The organism is Bacillus sp. V3B, assembly GCF_024494465.1.
In the GTDB taxonomy this organism is placed as follows: Bacteria; Bacillota; Bacilli; order Bacillales; family Cytobacillaceae; genus Bacillus_BD.
On record NZ_JAETXM010000018.1, the window covers coordinates 21,131 to 42,225 of the forward strand.

The following is a 21,095-nucleotide window of genomic DNA, read 5'->3' on the forward strand; positions in this document are numbered from 1 at the left end:
CAGTTGATCTCCCACCTATCATCTTTCTTTATACACTCAGAATCTTGAGGTGGGAGTCTTACTGCCCTTTAAGAGTGGGATAAACGAAACTTTTCCTCGTTTATATTTGACTAAACTTAGTTTACCATAATTCTTGATCTACTATTAAAAAAAGCCCTCCTTCATATTTTTTCATTCAAAGTATAAAAAAGGGATAATAAGAAAGAATAAACTATAAATTTTATGGGAATATTTCATTTTTTGAATTATAGTAATGTATTTGGTATTCTAAGAAGGCAAAGAATAGTCTATGCTACAAAAAACTATACTAAAAATAAAAGCAAGGGTGAAAAAAGATGAAAAATGAAGAATTAGACTTCCAACTATTAGTTGAAAAAGCGATTGAAAATGCACCTAATTGGATAAAAGACGATATTGATCAAATTCTGAAGAAAGAGAAAGGTTTGATCAGACTAAGCTATGTTATTTCTGAGCTTCATTCAAGATATACTTTTGGATTACGCCATATTACTTCAGCCATGCATAGAAATTCAGATTGGTCCGTGCATGCTTTTGAAAGATTAAACTATATCGATAACAATGTTGACTTGATCGATTACATCTTAAAAAAAAGAAAAAAAGAAAGGAAGTGAACAAAAATATTTGAAGCTATTTCCATGAAATAGCTTCAAATATTTAAACATATCCAATATTCTCTTAAATCTCTTACTCTTTACTTTTATGGCCCCCTATATAAATACATACTAGCTACTCTTCAAGTTCTCGATATTCTGCCTTGATCTCATCAACAGTTTTATCGATTTCTTCTCCCCAAAAATCATTAACCGTTTTAAAGACGACATTTCCTTCTTGATCAATCATTCCATACCCTCTGTATGCTACATCACCATTTCTCATTCCCATTGATTCAATTAATTGAAAATCTGGATCTGATATAAAAGGAAGACTTGTCCCAAATTTCTCTTCAATCGCATGATATAACTCAAATTGTTGATCTGGAGTGTCCTTACTGACAATATACATCGGAATATCAATTCCTTCTAATTTTTCCAAATTGTTGTGCAACTCGACCAGTTGCAGTTGACATGTGCCTCAGGTGTATGTCGTGATGAAGAAAAACAATGTTGGTGTATCCGTAGGAAAAGTGATTTTATTCTCATTCTGATCCTGTAAAGTTAAGGATTGATCTATTGTATTTTGACCACATGCTGTTAAAAGCAATATAACGATTAAGCTAAGGGCAAAGCTTTTACGTTTCATATTTCTCCTTTCTTCTATGCTCATTTTAATTCAATTATAGTGTTGGCTACACTATTGGTCAATTAAAATGATACCTTTTAACGAAGAGTCACTTCGCATTTTCAAAATCCATCTAATTACATACTTATTATCATATTTACATGTTTTATATTATAATGGATATCGATTATTTAAATAGGTATTTATTAATAATATCTATTTAATAGATATTTTACGATTGATAGAATACATTTAACATTTTTAGGAATAAATTGTAAAATAAATATGTTAATTCTTTTATGGGGTGTATAATTATGGGAGTCACATATACAAAAGCAAAGATCGAAACCGCCATCGAAAAACATAGAAAAGAACTAATTGAAACCGGCCTAAAACATGGATTTAACAGTTCTGAAACTATTATTGCTAGTCAGAAACTTGACCAGTTTATTGTACTATATCAAAAGTTAATTAAATAACCTTCACAACTTATAGTAAAAGGAATCAAATTATTCCTTCCTCCCCAAAGTTCAGTTACCTTCCTTAAAAAGTTCCGAAGTATGTAGACTCTTTTAATAAGGATACCATTATTTGAGAATGCCTACATTAATAGAGAACACTGTTATAATGGATGTAAGTGTATAGCTATTAAAAAAGGCATTCACCTACCGTGTTTAGACCCAATAACAAGGTAAATAAAATAATTGAGGTGAACGTGAATGAAAAAATCAACCCTGTTTTTGACGCTTCTACTCATTCTTTTTGGCGTATCTGCATGCGCTCAAAAAGACGAAACACAAGTAGATTCGAAGGAAACACCAAATGTCACTGAAAATGAGGAAAACAAAGTACCTATTGTGGATGAAAATGAAGAGAATGAGACACCCAGTACTATTGGAAATGAGGGTAGTGAAAATACAAGTACAACTGAAGAACCTCCTAATGAACTAGACGCGGAAAAGCAATATGAGAATGATTCATTTAAATCAGTGATCATAACCGAAAGCAATGAGGGAATCATCGTTAAGGGAAAAGCAAGAGTATTTGAAGGTGTTTTTCAATATGCCATTGTTTCTGGAACTGAGAAGCTTCTAGAAAACTATTATCAAACAGATGGTGCACCTGCTTGGGGAGAATTTAAACTTACTTTTGATAAAAATCTAATCACAAAACCAAAAACTTCCTTAGAACTATTTGTTTATTCTGCTAAGGATGGTTCGAAAACGAGTGTTTTGACAATCCCACTTACAACTAAATAACTTCCTAAAACAGAGTTAAATAGATAATGATTGATGTATGACCCTAAATAATTAAAAGAGGCTGACATTTTAGTGTCAACCTCTTTTGCTTTTAAAATGGTTATTTTCATTAACTGCGTACTGTTTTTAATGCAGTAGACCATGAAACAACTTGATCTAACATACCATTTACATTTTCAAGGTGTAAATCAGCTGGTTTGAAGTCTGTTCCGTTTTCAAAATCAGTAAATAATGATAATGCAGGATGTACACGAACATCAGCTACCGATAATTCTCCTAAAATCCCACGTAAATGTTCAGCAGCACGAGCTCCACCTACTGAACCATAGCTTACGATACCTGCTGCTTTATTGTTCCATTCATCACGTGCCCAATCAAGCGCATTTTTTAAGGCTCCTGAAATGCTATGATTATATTCTTGAACAATGAATACAAATCCATCTAATTCATTTAGCTTTTCTGACCAAGCTTTGATTCCTGGTTCTGTTCCGTCCGTTTCCCATAGCATTGGTAATTTAAAGTCTGCGATATCAACGATTTCATAATTTGCATCTCCACGTTTGTCAGCAATACTCTTTACCCATTCTCCAACTTGTGGGCTTACGCGTCCTTGTCTTGTACTTCCTAAAATAATACCAATGTTTAATTTTGTCATCGTTTCTTCCCCCTTATTAGTTGAACTACCAAATAGTTTATCTAAAAAACCCATCTCTAACACCGCCTAAGTTATTCTTTGGTGAAGATTCGTACAAACATCAACATCCTAATTCAGGAATTGCGGATTCATAAAAAGGTATCAATCCTTTATTTGAAAGAAAAAACCCTTTATCAGCTTATCCTACAGTTCACCATCTGTACATTTTTTCTTCGAATTAAATTATTATCAAATAAAGTATATTTAATTCAAGGTAATCATATAAAATATATTCTCCTTTGTCAACACTTTTTGTTGATAAAAAACTTCATACAAACAAAAATAAAACCTACTCACATATGCGAATAGGTTTCTCTTGATTTTTATTTCGAAAAATGTCCCCCATAAAGAGAACCCGCTTAACTTTTCGGGACAGCTTTATGAACTTCTTCTCTAAACATAATCAAATGACCATCTTTTCGTGTTAGATTAATGAATGTTCATTACCAATATATGATCACAAATTACTTTCTAAAGCTATCCCCTGTATTCAGCCCCGCCTACGCTAAATACGATGATGGCCACGCGTGCCACCCAACCTAATTCTTATTATAAAAGAAAGCGTTTACAATTTCAATCAATAACGTAATACAAAATTCGACACTTATGAATTTATTCACCTTATTTATACTATAAAGTATAAGAACCCCATTTTTAAGCAAACTTTTTTCTTTTCATTAATTAGTTTAATCATGTCAATCGTTACTATCTGAAAATAAAATCCCAATAAGAAAATAGCCTATTGGGATTTTATTTTATATGAGAAAACCTTCAGTTTAATTTATCATAAAGCAGTTGTTCATCGCACAACTTCTTGAAGTAATAAATGAATAAAATGAGCAACTCCGTCTTCATGACAGCCTGATGTGACAAATTGACAAGCATCTTTAATTTCCTGATCGGCATCTCTCATAGCAGCACTTCTTCCAGCAATTTGTAACATGGAAAGATCATTGTAATTATCCCCAATAGCAGCTGTTTCTGCTAAATCAACCTGTAATTGATTGGCTAAGATCTTAAGCGCATTTCCCTTAGATGCTTCTTTGTTTTGCAAGTGGAAATTATGAGTACCAGACTGCACAACCGTTAGATCCGGTATATCAGCAAATTTCTCCCACTCTTTTTGAAGCTTTTTTTCATCAAAGGATATCGCGAGAATATTATAAATATCGATATTCGCTTCTAACAATTCATTGTAAGATGAGATAAAAGTAAAACCTGATTGAGCAAATTGAATCTCTACTTCAAGTCGAAAAAGATCCATATCTGTATGATCATTCTTATTACGTACTAGATCCATCTCTGTAAATAAAAGCTCTCTTCCGTATTGAGGTGCACATATTTTATGATCAATGAATGCTTCATAATAGAACTGATCCTTTTCTAATGAGCGCAACATGTCAATCGCTTTTTTTTTGTCAAGCGGTACAGAATGAAATAATTCACCATTCGGTTTGTGAATCGTTGCACCATTCGTACCGATAATCCAAGGATCTATTCCAATATTATTAAATAAAGCTCTTGCATCAAAATCAGCACGTCCAGTTGCAATCACCACTTCGATTCCACTCTTATGCGCCAGTTTTATTGCCTCTATATTTTTTTCGCTAATCATTTTACCATTGTTTAATAAAGTACCATCTAAATCAATCGCCATTAATTGAACCATTTTTATCCTCTCCCTTCTTTAAAATTTAACAAAGATCATCTAAAAAGCCAATAAAATAATGACTATCAGTTTGAAATAGGAAACACCCTCCATTTAATTGAGTTTTTGATATAGGATGCTAGAATGAATAATGATAATAATCATAGATTGGTGGTTTTTTTATGGATATTCGACAATTACATTATTTTCTTGAAGTAGCCCGACAAAAAAACATGACAAAAGCAGCTGAAATTCTCCACGTATCTCAACCCGCATTAAGCAAGATGGTCAAAGGACTTGAAGAAGAGTTAGGGATGACCTTAATTGTTCGCACGAATAAATCAAGTGAAGTAACAGATGCTGGGCGAATTGTAATGGACTATGCGCAAAAGATGATGTCTCTCCTTGATGAAATGTCCACAACTTTATCAGATATGACCAATTTACAACGTGGATCGATTCACATTGGGATCCCGCCTATCGCAGGAAGCCTCTTTTTTCCAAAAGTACTCGCAGAATTTCATGAAGCTTTTTCAAATATAAAAATTAATATTACCGAATACGCAGCTCCTCGATTAACAAAGAAAGTACTCGAAGGAGAAATCGAGTTAGGTATCGCCGTTATGCCAATTAATGAAAGTGATTTTGAAATTTATCCCATTGTAAGCGAAGAAATGAAACTTCTCGTGCACGTTGAACACTTACTCGCTTCGAAAGATATTGTCCATCTAAAAGAATTAGAGAATGAAGAATTTATTTTTTTTAGTGAAGAGTTTGCTCTACATGACATTATTTGGAATCAGTGTATTAATGAAGGATTTCAGCCAAACATTTTATTCGAAAGTTCACAATGGGATTTTATGTCGGAAATGGTATCCGCCAATTTAGGGGTGACGATCCTACCTGAATCCATTTGTAACCGAGTAGATAAGAAAAATATTAAAATTGTCAAGCTTACACCTACAACCCTTTGGAATCTCGCTGTTATCACCAAAAAAGATAAATATGTGTCAAATGCAACACGAACCTTTATCGATTTCATTTTAAAACAAAAGAATTAGCTTGTCATATTTACTGACAGTATGAAAACCTTTTCTTATAATGAAAAGCCCTTTCATAACTTTCAGTTATACCATGTATAAAATAAATGTATTTTACGATGAAGCTTTTTCCTTTTATAGTAAAGGTAAGTTATTAATTAAAAGGCTTTACTTGAAGGAGTGATGGATCATGAAAATCATGACAATCATCGTACAAATATTATTTATTCATGTGTTTCTATTTCTCGGGTCTGCTATTAAAGCTGTTACTCCCTTACCAATCCCCGCCTCTATGGTCGGCTTATTATTACTTTTAGCTTCTTTATTACTCGGCATTGTGAAACTAGAATGGATCGAACAAGGCGGAAACTGGTTATTGGCTGAACTATTGTTATTTTTTATTCCTTCAGCTGTTGGGATCGTCAATTATGATGAATTGTTAAGTTGGCAAGGTGTTGAATCTATTCTTTTAATTGGCTTAAGTACTTTTATCGTTATTGGATCGACTGCCTTTATTGCTGAAAAAGTAAACAATTGGAAAGCGAGGGAACTATCAAAATGAATATGATCATTTGCACAATCGTAACATTTTTGACTTATTTTCTTGCGAAAAAAGCCTATAAAAAATGGTCTTTCCCTTTCTTGAACCCATTAATTATTAGTACACTTGTCTTAATCGGTATGATTTACATCATTGATGTTCCAGTAAATACGTATATGGCCGATGCAAAATGGATTACACATTTGCTTGGGCCAGCGACCGTCGCCTTTGCGATACCTATTTATAAACACTTACCACTGTTAAAAAAATATATGGGTACTATTTTAGTAAGTATTACAAGTGGTACGTTTGTAGCGATTCTTTCATCATTTATATTAGCGTTTCTTGGACGTCTACAACCAGATCTTTTGCTTAGTCTTTTACCGCGTTCGATTACAACTCCTGTTGCCATTGAAATATCAAAAGATATTGGTGGGCTTCCATCTCTAACAACTATTTTTGTGATTGTAACTGGGATCACAGGCGGTGTGATCGGTCCCTATATTATTAAATGGTTTTCAATCAAATCCCCGATTGCTAGAGGATTAGCACTTGGAATGGGAGCACACGGTTCAGGTACAAGTGCAGCAATGGAATATGGTGAAAGAGAGGCAACCTTTTCAATGATTGCTATGATCTTCGCAGCTTGGATTTCATTGTTTTGGGTAAACTCGCTTATTCCTTCATTAATGCACCTGATCCCTTAATAATACGTTTTAATTGTTGTTAGTTACCTTTCTCCATCACCCATTACTTGCATAGGAAGAGAAGGAGTTGAATTCTCCCCCTTCTCTCTACTTATAATTTTTTAGGTATAACGACAACATATTTCCGGTAGTAAACGGTCAAAGTCATGGCCAGCCAGTGTCTGTTCCCCATTAAATTTTACCCATTCATCCGCACAAATACCGTGTACATACACCGCATTGGCTATTGCCGATTTCACTTCCTTATGTGTACCAATACTTGCAAGAAGCATACCTGTTAACGTATCACCAGTGCCACCTTTTGATAAAGCGCGATTTCCAGTTAAATTAATCGTACCCGTTCCATCTGGAAAAGCAATAACCGTATATTTTCCTTTCAGAACAACAATCACACCATTTTCCTTTGCGTATTCGGATGCTAAGGTGATCCTATTTTTCTGAATATCTATCGTGCGCTTTCCGGTTAAACGACTGAACTCACCCGGATGTGGCGTGATAACCGTAGGTACTGAGCGCTGTTGATACTTTCTATCACTCAACGCCCCAGCATCAAGAATAATAGGAATTGAACGTTTTAACATTTCCAAAATAAAGACTTCCAGTTCTTCGTCAGGATTGAGTCCCGGTCCAATTGCCATGCAGGAGTATTGATTCCCCAGTTGAGAAGCTTGTATGTTATACAAGAAAGTGGCTTCAGGTGCGAGTGGTCCTATAATCGTTGATGCGTGTTTCGTCGTTGCAATGGCCAGCTTCCCTGTCCCAAAACGAAGAGCTCCAATGGCAGAAAGTGCTGCACTGCCCGGCATTTCATCACTTCCTGCCACTAGTAAACCGGTGCCAAATGTTCCTTTATGTGTATTTCCTGTGTGTCTTGGCATTGTATTTCTAACTTCAATTTCGCTCCATATTTTCCACCCACTCGTTTGTGGTACACCAATATCAACAACCGTTGCTTCTCCATAATAGTCGGAGGCTGGAAATAAGAAAGTAGATGGTTTATAACCATGTACTGAGTATGTATAATCTGCTTGTACAGCATGCGCATCACTTTCACCATTATCCGATGAAACACCTGTAGGCAGATCAATCGCAATCACTTGTGCATCTTGATGATTAATCCAATCTGTTATTTCAGCTAGATCAACTCGTAACGGTAGCTCACTACCCACTCCTAACAGAGCGTCTATCATCCAATCAGCTTGCAAATCCTTTGAAAATGAATCGATACTAAACCCACATGCTTGATAATAGATTAAATGTTCAATCGACGTTTTTGTTTTCGATTCACCTAATGGAAAAACTAATCGAACATTATAGCCATTATTTTTTAAATAACGAGCAAGGACAACTCCATCTCCTCCGTTATTTCCTTTACCAGCTAGAATGACTAACCGATCCTTTCTTTTTACCAATGAAGCAATTTTATGATACAAACCATTTCCCGCATTTTCCATCAATGCGAAAAGAGACATTCCTTTTTGTTCCGCTTCGCTGTCAATTTCTTTGATTTGCTTACTTGTATACATGTACATTTTCCTTCACCCTTTTCATTTTTCTGTACATATTTACTCTTGGAATGGAATAACTACTTTCTCCAATAGTAAACCGTCATACATTTTTCTACTTTCATTATAATGCTTTTTTGAACGGTATGAAAAAATTCGTTTCATGGAAAGATAGATGGTGTATAATGACGTAAGAGTGAGTTTTTTTGAAAGGATGCATTACATAATGAATATTACCGAGTACACAGTAGAACGCATGACAGATCCAACTGGAATTTTAATAGGCGACCGCTATGAATTCTTTTTAAACATAGAAGTGCCTGAAGACGATGAACTATATGAAGAAAAGGGATTACAATTAAAGGTGATCTATTATGTGGACGACAATCAAACAAAAATGTTAAATTATTTTTTTTATGATAGCTCAGAGAGTAAGTATTTAGACTTTGCTCTTGAGGAAGAAGAAGAAAAGCTGGTAAGTGATTTTTGCAGGGTCCATTACCATGAAGCCGAATAAAACAGGTTGAGAAAAGAGCGGAATCCAAAAGGATCCGCTCTTTCTCAACAGCTTTTATTCGATACGAAAGTATAACTTTTCTGAACCAAGGTAGCGGTCTACTTATATTTCCACCTTATTTCCTTCTTCCATAATATGAAACATTAAATGAGCCAAATGATGGATTGGACCATATACCTCTTCTTCATCCTCTTGATCTTCTTGTTCTGCCATCCCGCCTTGGAATTCAAGGTCGTTTAAATATAATGCCGAAAATTGATAAAAATCCTTCAATTCAAAACCATAGCAAGCGCTTGGATCTTCATTATCTTCATCATATTGTAGAACGAGGTAAGATTCAGTTCCTTCATTATCAACCGCATCAAAAAAAATGAAAAATCCAACATTTGTATCGAGTTCAAATAAATGTCTTGTTCCACCTTCTGTTACACGATTAAAATCATCCTCACTTAATTTTTGTGCTGTCATTGTATCTATTTGGTCTTCTTGATGAAATTGGACTGTGAATGATTTCATGATCCTTGTCTCCTTTTTTCAATAAACTTAACACCGTATAGTATCTCATTCAAAATAGCATTAATTCAAAACCCCGTCAAAATAAATCAGATTAAGTGAACACAATTCACAAAATCGCTACACTTGTCTTCTTTAATAAAAGGGAATAGTAGCCACTAGGTTGCTACTCCTATTTCTTTATATGAAAAATAAAAAGCCCGACTTTATAAAATCGGGCTTTTTAATCAATTAAAGTTTAGATACATTTACAGCTTGAGGTCCACGTTGACCTTCTTCTATATCAAAACTAACTTCTTGACCTTCATCAAGACTTTTGAATCCATCAGTTTGAATGGCTGAGTAATGAACAAATACGTCATCTCCACCTTCAACTTCAATAAAACCAAAACCTTTTTCTGCATTAAACCATTTTACTTTACCTGTTGCCATTTGCATTTCCTCCTAAATCTAATCAGTAAAAAAATCAGAATCAAAATTCTGTCCCTATTAATATGGGTAATATTGACGAATTTTATAATAAGTTTTACACATTATTTATTATTTTAATTACTTCTTTCATTTCCTTGACGATTTTTACCTCGTCTACGATCCCGATCACGCGATCTGCTTTTATCAAAAGAGCGACCGCCTCTATCATTACTACGACGCTTACGATCAAATTCTGCTTTTGGCTTTCTCGACCTTAACGGTTCAACAGCTGTCAATCTTACAGGTGTTGCATCCGGTTCTTTTGTAATGATTTTAAGAGCAGCTGCTAAAAGTGAGACAGAATCTGTATCTTCAAGCAAAGTCTCTGCTAAACGCTTATACTCTTGATAATTGTTACTTTCTATTGTTTCACGCAATTGATTTACAGCTGCTTGTTGGTTGCCTGCAAGAACATCATGCGTCGTTGGAATCGGCATTTTTGACATTTTCTTTTTCGTCATATTTTCAATAATTTTCAAATGATCAATTTCCCGTGCGGAAACAAAGGTGATTGCTTTCCCTGTTTTCCCTGCACGACCTGTACGACCGATCCGGTGAACATAGCTCTCTGGATCCTGAGGAATATCAAAATTGTAAACATGGGATACACCACTAATATCTAGACCACGTGCAGCAACATCTGTTGCGACCATAATATCAATCGATGCCTCTTTAAAACGTCGAATGACTTGATCACGTTTCCCTTGGGGAATATCTCCATGAATTCCTTCAGCCGAATAGCCTCTTTTAATTAAACCATCCACCACTTCGTCTACTCGTTTTTTCGTACGTCCAAAAACAATCGCAAGTTCAGGTGTTTGGATATCAAGTAAGCTACATAAAACATCGAATTTTTGTTTTTCATGTGCTTCGACATAATACTGTTCAATATTCGTAACAGTCATTTCTTTCGCCTTAACTTTTACAATTTCTGGTTCTTTCATAAAACGTTCAGCAAGATTTTGAATTCGTTTTGGCATGGTTGCTGAGAATAACATCGTTTGTTTTTCTTTAGGGGTTTCCGCAAGAATTCTCTCGATATCCTCAACAAAGCCCATGTTTAGCATTTCATCCGCTTCATCCAATACAACCATTTTAATAGACCCTAGACGAATTGTTTTTCTTTCAATATGATCAATTAAACGCCCTGGTGTAGCCACAATAACCTGTGGTCTATTTTTCAAAGCACGAATTTGACGACTAATATCTTGACCACCGTAAATTGGCAAGGCACGAATTCCCTTTACTTGACCAATCCGGTTTAATTCTTCTGCTACCTGAACAGCAAGCTCACGAGTAGGACAAACGACAAGTCCTTGAATCCCTTCATTTACCTCTAACTTTTCTAAAAGAGGTACACCGAAGGCTGTTGTTTTCCCTGTACCTGTTTGTGCCTGTCCGATCATATCCTTACCACTTAAGGCAATCGGAATTGCCTGTGCCTGTATTGGTGATGGTTCTTCAAAGCCCATATTAAAAACGGCTTTTTCAAGCTCTTTGCTTAAGCCGAAATCTGAAAATTTTGTCAAAGTTATTTTTCCTCCTTAAAATATCTCATTACTTTTAGTTCCTGTTGTACGTTACTATGGTTTCCATTTACCCTTACTTTTTTACATGATAATCGTGATTTAGCGTAAAAAGTAGTAAAACCTACAACAGGATGATTGGTATTTCGCTTATTCATCTAAAAAAATCTTGTCCGAACAGGATCATAACGGTAAATAGCTCACCTAAACAGCTAGTTAAAATCGCTCTCTCCATGATTCTTTACGATGAAAAAACGTCTGATTGAACAACATGAAAAAGGTGATGCATGAAATTGACATACATCACCCCAATCAGCCATTATTATGCTTTTGTTACGTTAGCAGCTTGTGGTCCACGGTTGCCTTCAACGACTTCAAAATTAACGTCTTGGCCTTCTTCTAAAGTTTTGAATCCTTCAGTTTGGATAGCGGAGAAGTGTACGAATACATCTTGTCCTTCTGAAGATTCGATAAATCCAAATCCTTTTTCTGCATTAAACCATTTTACTTTACCTGTGTTCATGAGTTTACCCCCGAAAATATATTCACTCTAAGTTTTACATATAATATTTACTCATATAAAAATCGCAGCCATGTACTGCAGGTTTACATCGACTACAAATTTTGCAGCTACGACACCTTTATCAAAAAAAAATATATATACCGAACTTAATAGCGTTAGCCTAACTATAACGGTTGATGATATATTTGTCAATGCTTATCAGAATTATTCTTATTTTATTAAAACAAAAAAGATGACCGCTATATCTATCTGGTCATCTTTTTTAGACATATTTAACATGTGATTACATGTTCATTCTTGATCATTTTTTTAAACCTAAAACAATAGAAGCCCTACCTCTCTTCCATCTTTACGGCTCCGTGGCCGCGCCAATAGGAATCAGGTTGTACATCAAATAAAATTAAATAAAGTATGGTTTGAGATTTTTCGTCGATTGACATGATGGGTTCATGTGAAGAGTATTCTTTCAAAAGGAAGTAGTATTGGAAGGTGATATTACTTACTAATGACTGCTCTGATGGCAGCCAAAACAAAAAATCTTTTATCAGTCTATCCTTATAGACTGCAATACTTGAAATATGTCCTTAATAAGGATAACGGATCTCGATGGGTTTGTCAATTTTTTTCCATTAGGGAACTTCAAAACCCCCATGCGCTTTAGCATTCACTTCATTATTGAAAGGGTGGCAGCTTACCACCCCTATGAACGGAACTTATCTTCTTATTTAAATACCATTGCTGCTTCTACAGCCTTTTTCCAACCTTTATATAAGGATTCGCGAACTTCCGCTCCCATTTCCGGCTCAAACGTACGATCAATCGCCCATTGTTTGGCAATTTCATCCTGGCTTTCCCAATATCCAACAGCAAGACCGGCTAAATAAGCAGCCCCTAACGCAGTCGTTTCATTAATTTGTGGTCTTTCTACTGGCACATTTAAAAGATCACTTTGAAATTCCATGAGAAAGTGATTATTTACGGCACCACCATCCACACGTAATGTTTTCAAATGGATACGAGAATCAGCCTCCATAGCTGCTAATACATCTTTTGTTTGATAGGCTAGTGATTCCAATGTAGCACGCACAAAATGTTCCTTTGATGTTCCCCTCGTTAATCCAAAAACCGCTCCTCTTACGTCACTATCCCAATAGGGTGTTCCTAAACCAACAAAAGCTGGTACAACATAGACTCCATCTGATGATGATACTTTTTTCGCATATTCTTCACTCTCTGCTGAATTCTTAAACATTCTTAATCCATCTCGAAGCCATTGAATCGCAGAACCTGCAACAAAAATACTTCCTTCTAAAGCATATTTAACTTTCCCGTCAATCCCCCAGGCAATCGTTGTGAGTAAGCCATGCTCAGAACGAACGGCTTTTTCCCCTGTATTCATTAGCATAAAACAACCAGTTCCATACGTATTTTTCGCCATCCCTTTTTCAAAACAGGCCTGCCCAAAAAGAGCAGCTTGTTGATCACCTGCAGCACCCGCAATTGGAATCTTTTTCCCAAAAAAGTGTTCCTCAGCTGTAAGGGCATACATTTCAGATGATGGTCTGACTTCAGGGAGCATTGATGGTGGTATACTTAGTATCTCAAGCAGTTCCTCATCCCATTTTAAGTCATAAATATTAAACATTAACGTACGGGATGCATTAGAATAGTCGGTTACATGGGCATGACCACTAGAAAGCTTCCAAATCAACCATGTATCAATTGTTCCGAATAACAACTTTCCCTGTTCTGCTTTTTTACGAGCACCGTCTACATGGTCAAGAATCCATCTCACTTTTGTTCCGGAAAAATAAGCATCAATTAACAGACCAGTTTTTTGACGAAATTGTTCTTGATATCCTTTTTCCTTTAAATCGTCACAAATACCATTCGTTTGTCTAGATTGCCACACAATGGCATGATAAATCGGCTGTCCACTCTCTTTATCCCATACAACCGTCGTTTCCCTTTGGTTTGTGATACCTATTCCTGCTATTTGTTCAGGTTTTATATTCGATTCAGACAGGACTGTTGCGATAACAGCTAAAATCGAACCCCATATCTCATTTGCATTATGCTCAACCCAGCCTGGTTTTGGAAAATATTGCGTAAACTCTCTTTGCGCTATATGAACGATTTCCCCATTTTTATTAAAAAGGATCGCACGTGAACTTGTCGTTCCTTGATCTAACGATAAAATATATGATTCCATCTATATCTCTCCCTCCAGAATTTTTAAAAATAAAATCAAAAAAGAATAGGGCCAATTAAAGTCCTATTCTTTAATGATTTCAGCATACAAATCCCGTGACCTACATATTTGAACGAACAAACTCGCTTGCGGTTTCTTCTAGTTTTTTATACTGAAGTGTTTCGGAATCGAAATCTTGTTTTTCAATGACTTCAAATTGTGTCAATTGTTTCTCATCAAGTTCGATGGTGGCCTTATAGACATATGTCGCATTCCCGATTAATTCAATTGAATATCCGGAATCTTTTTCATGAACTACACAACGAACTTTTCCACCATTATTATAAACCTCTATCACTTGTTCCACTTCATTTAAACTATTTAAACAAGTAACAAGGCTTGATGCTGACATAGCTGTTCCACAGGCATTTGTAAAACCGACACCTCTTTCAAAGGTACGCACATAAATAGCTCCTTTTTGAAGCAGTTTAACAAAACTAACGTTTACTCCATCAGGAAAAAGTGGGTTCGGACCATTTACATATTCACTCAATTGCTTTTGTACATCTGAATGAATGTCTTTTGCCTCAACAATGGAAACTAAATGCGGATTAGGAACGGCCAATGCTGTAAACGAGAGTCGATCTGATAAGCTTAAGATTTTCTCATTCTGCAATGTCTCCTGTTCAATCTGAAGTGGAAGATCTTCCACTTCAAATGTGACAGGTGAAATTTCTACCATATAAGTTGGAATCTTCGGATAAAGGTCCTCCTCCTTTTTCACCTGTAAATGAGCCTTCATCGTTTCAATAACGGCTTCTTCCTTGTGGTATTTTTCACACACATAGCGAGCAACACAACGAAGCCCATTTCCACACATAGATGCTTCAGAACCATCTGCATTAAAAACACGCATTCTAGCATCTGATTGTTCACTATTTAACACAAATAGAATTCCATCAGCACCTAATTTCGAATGACGATTACATAATAATTTAGCAAGATTAGCTCGTTCCTCCTCTGTAAAAGAAACAGCACCTTCTATTTCATCAATTAATAAAAAATCATTTCCAGATCCATGACACTTAATTAAATCTATTTTCATGTTCACTTACCCCCAGTTGATTACTCACAGTTTCTATATAAGTTTACTGTACCATATTTTACGAAAGGTTGGTTAGTTTAACTTCAATCCTTTCATATTAATAGAGAGGAAAATGAATCTATTTCAGATGTAGCTACTTTCTCTGCCCGAATCATTTCAGTTGTCCAATATAAAGATTCAGCATAAATTCTAAATAACTCTCGCTCACTAATATTTAATCGATTACAAATATCACTAATTTCTTTCCATTTAGCTGTTTCTACAGCTTCGACTAAATCCAATACTTCCTTAAACTCATTTTTCTTTCCCATTAAAGCATCATGAATTTCATCTTTTAGCGGAAGATCCTCCAGGGTTTCTTCCATCGATTGACTGACGATCTTCTCCATAGTTGAAATTAGCCCTGCCATATAGTAATCATCTGGGTAATCCATGCCCGCTTGTGTAGCAATCGTTTCACAAAGCTTAGCTCTCGTTAAGGTCATTCTAATTATTTCATCAGGTAATACTGATTGTTTCTCTAAGGAATCTCGAACTGACAGAAGATAAATCCACTTTTGGATTTCCTGCACACCAAGAAAAGCAATCGCTTCACGAATTGAACAAATTTTACGATCTACATCGATGGAGGATTTATTTATCAGTTTTAATAATTTAACCGAAAAGGATAAATCTCTTTCAATGACATCTGTTAGTGCATCCACATCTAGCTCTTCTAATGACTTATTTTGAATATCTTGATAGTAAGAAGAAAATACAGTCGGAACCTCATATGTTGATTCAATGATCGGCTCAGAAAAGAAATACCCTTGAAATAATTGATAGCCCCTATTTTTCGCTTCTTCGTATGCCTCGTATGTCTCAATTTTTTCTGCTAAAAGTTTAATATCATACCCTGCTGCAATTTGTTCAATTCTTTCATGTTGATGGGAGAACTCCTTCCGAAAATCCACTTTTATCATATCAATATAAGGGAGAAGTTCAGAAGAACAAGGATTATCTTGTTGAAAAATACACTCACTTAAGATAATCGTATAACCTAGTTCTTTCAGTTCCTTACAAATCTCGATTAATTTATAGCTTAGCTCGGCTTCCGATATTTTTACAACAAGATCGTTTGGACTAAAAAGAGTTGGTAATCTTTGTTCTAATAGATTTTCTGTAAAATGAATAGAACACTTTTTTCCTTTTGTCAACCGCTCAAGCCCAATATTTAAATAACTATTGATGATCACTTCTGCTGTTGCTTGATCACCATCTATATAGGGGCATACATTTGTTAAATCATTTCTATACAAAAGCTCGTACCCTACAATTTCTTCCTCAATATTAAAAACAGGTTGCCTTGCTACAAAAACCTCCATGAGATTCCCTCCGACACTCTTGTATACTAACCTTTCTTATACATAAAAACATTCTACATCATCACAATCATTAATCTTGTCGAAAAATGTTTTCTTTTACGATAAATTTTTAATTTAATTATCCCTCATAGTATGTACTGCACTATAATCAAGAAAAAGAAGATATCGCTTAAACACGCAACATCTTCTTCTCACTATTCAACGATATATTTAAATCCGCCATATTCAATTCCAACATCTATACAAACACTTCATATATTCTTGATATTCTTGCAGATGAACACTAATAGAGCGTCGTCCTATTTAATTATTGAGTGATTTCACGATATAAATTGGCTAATTCAATGGCCGTAATGGCTGCATCAGACCCTTTATTACCTGCTTTTGTTCCTGCCCGTTCAATCGCTTGTTCAATCGTATCCGTTGTTAATACACCAAAAATCACAGGTACTCCTGTTTGCATTCCTGTTTGCGCTACTCCTTTTGCCACCTCATTGCTGACAAAATCAAAATGAGGCGTTGCTCCTCGAATCACTGTACCAAGAGTAATAATCGTATCATACTCGCCTTTTTCAGCTAGTTTTTGTGCCGTTAACGGAATCTCAAATGCACCTGGTACCCAAATAATGGTTACGTCATCTTCTTGCACACCATGCCTCTTTAACGTATCTTCCGCTCCTGTTAATAATTTACCTGTTATAAATTCATTAAACCTTGCAACCACAATCGCTACCTTAAGTCCTGATCCAATTAAATGTCCTTCGATTACTTTTTTCATTACATTCTCTCCCCTTATAGTAAGTTTTAAGTTTTAAATTTTATAATGTTAATAAATGACCCAATTTTTCTTTTTTCGTTTTTAAATAACGTTCATTTTCTTTTTCGGTTGGCATTTGGATAGGAACACGATCAACAACCTCTAATCCATACCCTTTTAAGCCAGCAATTTTTCGTGGATTGTTCGTTAAGAGTCGCATTCTTTTCACACCCAAGTCTCTTAATATTTGGGCTCCAACTCCATAATCACGTAAATCCTCTGCAAAACCAAGCTTATGATTAGCTTCAACCGTATCGTACCCTTCCTCTTGAAGCTTGTAGGCTTTCAATTTATTCATCAGGCCAATCCCTCGACCTTCCTGCCTCATGTATAAAAGAATCCCTTTTCCAGCTTCTTCAATTTGACTCAAAGCAGTTGCTAGTTGCGGACCGCAATCACAGCGTTTTGAACCAAGCACATCACCGGTCAAACACTCCGAATGAACACGTAATAAAACCGGTTCTTCTTCGTTAATTTCCCCTTTGACAAGAGCAACATGTTCTTTTCCGTCTAATACATCCGTATATCCAATTGCCTTAAAGTCTCCAAATGAAGTGGGTAAGCTAATCTCTACTTCTCTCTTCACATTCGAATCCTGGTGAGTTAAGCGATATTCAATTAATTGCTCAATGGAAACAAGCTTTAGATCAAATTTTTCGGCAACTACTTTAAGGCTATCTAAACGAGCCATTGTACCATCATCATTCATGATTTCACAAATAATCCCCATTGGAGTAGCCCCAGCAAGTCGAGCAAAATCAACCGCTGCCTCCGTATGACCTGCTCGACGCAATACACCACCGTCTTTTGCAATCAATGGGAAAATATGTCCTGGTCGATTAAAATCTGTTGCTACACTATTAGGATCTACTAATTTTTCAATGGTATAAGCCCGTTCAAAAGCACTAATTCCTGTTGTTGTTTCCCTATAGTCAATACTGACAGTAAAGGCTGTTTCTTTCACATCTGTATTATTTTCTACCATTGGATGAAGGTTTAATCGATCCGCAGTGTCGGCTGTAATCGGTACACAAATGAGCCCTCTTCCTTCTTTTGCCATAAAGTTAACCGTTTCAGGTGTTACATACTCTGCTAGGGCTAAAAAATCACCTTCATTTTCACGGTCTTCATCATCCACCACAATAATCACTTTTCCTGCTTTCAAATCTTCGATTGCCTCTTCGATTGAATGGAACATATTTTTTCCTCCTTTAGTAAAAACAAATACCCCATTTAGATCGACCATTTTCATTTAGTAAAATCCATTCTCCTTCAAGAACGAAGCGGTAACTCCTTTTGATTCTTTTTCAGTTTTTTGCTTATTCATAAACGAATAAAAGTACTTTGCCATCATATCAAACTCAAGATTCACGATTTCTCCTTCTGCTTTAAATCCGAGAACCGTTTCTTTTGCCGTATGTGGAATTAGTGAAATCGTTACAGAATGATCCGTTGTTTTAAAAATAGTCAATGAAGTTCCATCAATGGCAATGGATCCTTTTTCCAATATAAAATGGGAAAAGGCTTCGGGAATATCAATTTCGATTAAGATAGCATTTTCTATATATGTTCGTTTTCGTATATTCCCCGTTCCATCAATATGACCCGAAACGAAATGCCCTCCAAATCGGCCGTTTGCGGACATCGCGCATTCCAAATTCACTTTAGAGCCTTGCTTTAGAGATGCAAGTGATGTGTGTTTAAAGGTTTCTGGCATGACATCTGCTTCAAACTGCCCTCTTGTAAATTTCGTCACCGTTAAACAAACACCATTAACCGCAATACTGTCGCCATCATGCAAATCATGCATGATTTTTTCTGCCTCAACGGCTAAGGTTAATGTATGTCCCTTTTGCGTAATTCTTTTTATCACGCCTAACTCTTCGATTAGTCCAGTGAACATGGAGTAGCACCTCCCTTATTTATTTTTTATTATCTGTATGATTAATTGGGATATGTAACGGTATCCGTACGCCAGGGGTGTTGGCAGGAAAAAGGATGGTAAACACAACTAGAGGAAATGTAAATACATAGTAAAAGTACGTTCTTCATATGATCGGATCAACAATAGTAAGAATCGAAAAAAGCCCTATACAATTAACTTGTAGAGGGCTTTAATAGACAATACTAAATAAACGTTAGATTCAATTCATTTTTAACGTGTTATCCATATCCTTCTCCCATCCAGACTTTCACTGTCGGCTTTGGAATTGCACCAAATCCACCGTTTTCATTATAGAAACCGGGTCACGGACTAAGAGGTCTCACCTCATCACCGCCGGTTGGGAATTGCACCCAGCCCCGAAGGATTCTTTATTAAATTAACACTATAATATCATAGTTCAAAATGAATCACAATTAGTATTCCGCCATTTTATGCTTCTATATTATTAATTTTTTGTGACATTTCACGACATTTATATCTCTAATGGTTGAATATGGATACATTTTCATTCTCTTTTACTGGGTAACCTGAGAAAAAAGCTTATTAGTGATCCTCATAAGCATAGATGCTAGTTAACAGTGAAAGTAGCTGTAGTTTTTCTTTCCTTGAACAGTATTTATCTAAATAAAGGATTGGTGTGTTCAAATTTAAAAACCGCTCTCCCCATTCTAGTGGCATCCAACCTGTTTGAATTTGAGCTACTTTTTTTCCATCTGATGATAAGAAAGTAAAATCTTGTGAACCTTTGTTTTCAATCGTTATACACCTATTTTCGTAAACAAATTCTTTCTTTTTTCCAGTTGATGATTTATATAAAATGGTACTTCCCCTTTGATTTAGCAGTTCAACTTCTAATCGATCATGAAAATGATGGTAGAAAGCGACAGGTTGATCTTCACAATCGTAAAGACCATATTTTTTTACCAATAAACGATCCATAAAATAAGGTAAAAACCAGCGAATAACGGAAAAGGATTGATCTCTTATTTCTCCTACTTTCACTCCGTTTGGTGTAAATAAGAGTAGTCTTAATGAAGGTGCGGGCATAAAGGCCACTAATAATTCGGTTTGATCAAAAAGATCCTCTACTGAGAAAGCCTTTATTTCTGATGATAATTTCACTGCTTTTGCTCGATTTTGATTTAATAAAAACTTTTGATAGCAAAAAAAACTATAAATGAGAAAAGGTGCTACTAGCAAGATGAGATGATAAGCTTGCGTGATAAATATAGCATAAATAAGTAAAAGGATAGAGGGAATGAACGCTACAAGTGCTGCATTTAAAGAGGCCATTGCAGCTTGCTCATAATATTGTTGGATATTCATAATTATACTCCTTGTCCAAAATAAATCAGTTTGTCCTTCTCCCATTCTATGTCTACATTTTATAAATTATGAGATCCTTCGTGCTTTTTTAACCATTACACAAAGAAAAAAACTGCCAAAACATGACAGTTTAAATAGATGCCTAATGAAATTATTTTGAAATC

General features: G+C 35.5%; 22 protein-coding genes and 1 riboswitch. Of the genes, 7 read left to right on the forward strand and 15 right to left on the reverse strand.

Annotated elements, in window-relative coordinates; all coding sequences use genetic code 11:
* Positions 1-335: 335 nt before the first annotated feature.
* Positions 336-632, forward strand: coding sequence for a hypothetical protein (locus JMM81_RS16980; protein WP_256242752.1), 297 nt, complete (start codon positions 336-338; stop codon positions 630-632).
* 115 nt (positions 633-747) lie between these two features.
* On the opposite strand, the gene JMM81_RS16985 is transcribed toward JMM81_RS16980, so the two are convergent.
* Positions 748-1,080 carry a redoxin domain-containing protein gene (locus JMM81_RS16985; RefSeq protein ID WP_305367836.1) on the reverse strand — a complete coding sequence of 111 codons (333 nt, stop codon included), beginning with the start codon at positions 1,078-1,080 and terminating at the stop codon, positions 748-750.
* 473 nt (positions 1,081-1,553) lie between these two features.
* Here JMM81_RS16985 and JMM81_RS16990 point away from each other — a divergent pair, with 473 nt between their 5' ends.
* Positions 1,554-1,718, forward strand: a complete 165-nt coding sequence (locus JMM81_RS16990) for an aspartyl-phosphate phosphatase Spo0E family protein (protein ID WP_256242753.1) — start codon at positions 1,554-1,556, stop codon at positions 1,716-1,718.
* A gap of 240 nt (positions 1,719-1,958) precedes the next feature.
* A complete protein-coding gene (locus JMM81_RS16995; protein ID WP_256242754.1) occupies positions 1,959-2,498 on the forward strand; it encodes a Gmad2 immunoglobulin-like domain-containing protein in 540 nt (179 codons plus the stop codon).
* Positions 2,499-2,607: 109 nt separating this feature from the next.
* On the opposite strand, the gene JMM81_RS17000 is transcribed toward JMM81_RS16995, so the two are convergent.
* Both JMM81_RS17000 and JMM81_RS17005 read right to left on the reverse strand, forming a co-directional pair.
* Entirely contained in the window at positions 2,608-3,207 is a 600-nt protein-coding gene (locus tag JMM81_RS17000) for an NADPH-dependent FMN reductase (protein WP_256242755.1), read from the reverse strand.
* A gap of 784 nt (positions 3,208-3,991) precedes the next feature.
* The gene (locus JMM81_RS17005; protein ID WP_256242756.1) at positions 3,992-4,861 is read right to left on the reverse strand and encodes a Cof-type HAD-IIB family hydrolase; all 870 of its coding nucleotides are present in this window, start codon (positions 4,859-4,861) and stop codon (positions 3,992-3,994) included.
* A 161-nt stretch (positions 4,862-5,022) separates the two neighbouring features.
* On the opposite strand from JMM81_RS17005, the gene JMM81_RS17010 reads away from it, so the two are divergent.
* The 3 genes from JMM81_RS17010 to JMM81_RS17020 all read left to right on the forward strand — a co-directional run bounded on the left by JMM81_RS17010 (position 5,023) and on the right by JMM81_RS17020 (position 7,128).
* Positions 5,023-5,901: a LysR family transcriptional regulator gene (locus JMM81_RS17010; protein ID WP_256242757.1), complete on the forward strand. Its 879-nt coding sequence runs from the start codon at positions 5,023-5,025 to the stop codon at positions 5,899-5,901.
* A 169-nt stretch (positions 5,902-6,070) separates the two neighbouring features.
* The gene (locus JMM81_RS17015; RefSeq protein WP_256242758.1) at positions 6,071-6,442 is read left to right on the forward strand and encodes a CidA/LrgA family protein; all 372 of its coding nucleotides are present in this window, start codon (positions 6,071-6,073) and stop codon (positions 6,440-6,442) included.
* Complete coding sequence (locus JMM81_RS17020; RefSeq protein ID WP_256242759.1) at positions 6,439-7,128, forward strand: LrgB family protein; 690 nt, start codon at positions 6,439-6,441, stop codon at positions 7,126-7,128. Before JMM81_RS17015 ends, JMM81_RS17020 begins: the two co-directional genes overlap by 4 nt.
* A 101-nt stretch (positions 7,129-7,229) precedes the next feature.
* Here the strand turns inward: JMM81_RS17020 and JMM81_RS17025 are convergent, their stop codons facing one another.
* Complete coding sequence (locus JMM81_RS17025) at positions 7,230-8,660, reverse strand: NAD(P)H-hydrate dehydratase (protein ID WP_256242760.1); 1,431 nt, start codon at positions 8,658-8,660, stop codon at positions 7,230-7,232.
* Between the two features lie 199 nt (positions 8,661-8,859).
* On the opposite strand from JMM81_RS17025, the gene JMM81_RS17030 reads away from it, so the two are divergent.
* Entirely contained in the window at positions 8,860-9,150 is a 291-nt protein-coding gene (locus tag JMM81_RS17030) for a DUF6509 family protein (RefSeq protein ID WP_256242761.1), read from the forward strand.
* A gap of 102 nt (positions 9,151-9,252) precedes the next feature.
* On the opposite strand, the gene JMM81_RS17035 is transcribed toward JMM81_RS17030, so the two are convergent.
* From JMM81_RS17035 to JMM81_RS17085, 11 genes are all read right to left on the reverse strand, one after another.
* Entirely contained in the window at positions 9,253-9,666 is a 414-nt protein-coding gene (locus JMM81_RS17035; protein ID WP_256242762.1) for a cytosolic protein, read from the reverse strand.
* A 228-nt stretch (positions 9,667-9,894) separates the two neighbouring features.
* The gene (locus tag JMM81_RS17040; protein ID WP_256242763.1) at positions 9,895-10,095 is read right to left on the reverse strand and encodes a cold-shock protein; all 201 of its coding nucleotides are present in this window, start codon (positions 10,093-10,095) and stop codon (positions 9,895-9,897) included.
* A 113-nt stretch (positions 10,096-10,208) separates the two neighbouring features.
* The gene (cshA, locus tag JMM81_RS17045) at positions 10,209-11,663 is read right to left on the reverse strand and encodes a degradosome RNA helicase CshA (protein ID WP_256242764.1); all 1,455 of its coding nucleotides are present in this window, start codon (positions 11,661-11,663) and stop codon (positions 10,209-10,211) included.
* Positions 11,664-11,982: 319 nt separating this feature from the next.
* Positions 11,983-12,183, reverse strand: coding sequence for a cold-shock protein (locus tag JMM81_RS17050; protein WP_256242765.1), 201 nt, complete (start codon positions 12,181-12,183; stop codon positions 11,983-11,985).
* 721 nt (positions 12,184-12,904) lie between these two features.
* Complete coding sequence (glpK, locus tag JMM81_RS17055) at positions 12,905-14,395, reverse strand: glycerol kinase GlpK (RefSeq protein WP_256242767.1); 1,491 nt, start codon at positions 14,393-14,395, stop codon at positions 12,905-12,907.
* A gap of 100 nt (positions 14,396-14,495) precedes the next feature.
* Positions 14,496-15,479 carry a diaminopimelate epimerase gene (dapF, locus tag JMM81_RS17060; protein ID WP_256242768.1) on the reverse strand — a complete coding sequence of 328 codons (984 nt, stop codon included), beginning with the start codon at positions 15,477-15,479 and terminating at the stop codon, positions 14,496-14,498.
* Between the two features lie 92 nt (positions 15,480-15,571).
* Positions 15,572-16,843, reverse strand: coding sequence for an EAL and HDOD domain-containing protein (locus JMM81_RS17065; RefSeq protein ID WP_256242769.1), 1,272 nt, complete (start codon positions 16,841-16,843; stop codon positions 15,572-15,574).
* Positions 16,844-17,150: 307 nt separating this feature from the next.
* On the reverse strand, positions 17,151-17,621 hold the full coding sequence (ribH, locus tag JMM81_RS17070; RefSeq protein ID WP_256242770.1) for a 6,7-dimethyl-8-ribityllumazine synthase: 471 nt from the start codon (positions 17,619-17,621) through the stop codon (positions 17,151-17,153).
* Between the two features lie 40 nt (positions 17,622-17,661).
* A complete protein-coding gene (locus JMM81_RS17075; protein WP_256242771.1) occupies positions 17,662-18,858 on the reverse strand; it encodes a bifunctional 3,4-dihydroxy-2-butanone-4-phosphate synthase/GTP cyclohydrolase II in 1,197 nt (398 codons plus the stop codon).
* 54 nt (positions 18,859-18,912) lie between these two features.
* Positions 18,913-19,563, reverse strand: coding sequence for a riboflavin synthase (ribE, locus tag JMM81_RS17080; protein WP_256242772.1), 651 nt, complete (start codon positions 19,561-19,563; stop codon positions 18,913-18,915).
* A 265-nt stretch (positions 19,564-19,828) separates the two neighbouring features.
* Positions 19,829-19,973, reverse strand: a riboswitch (FMN riboswitch).
* Between the two features lie 175 nt (positions 19,974-20,148).
* Positions 20,149-20,931, reverse strand: coding sequence for a hypothetical protein (locus tag JMM81_RS17085; protein ID WP_256242773.1), 783 nt, complete (start codon positions 20,929-20,931; stop codon positions 20,149-20,151).
* Positions 20,932-21,095 lie beyond the last annotated feature (164 nt).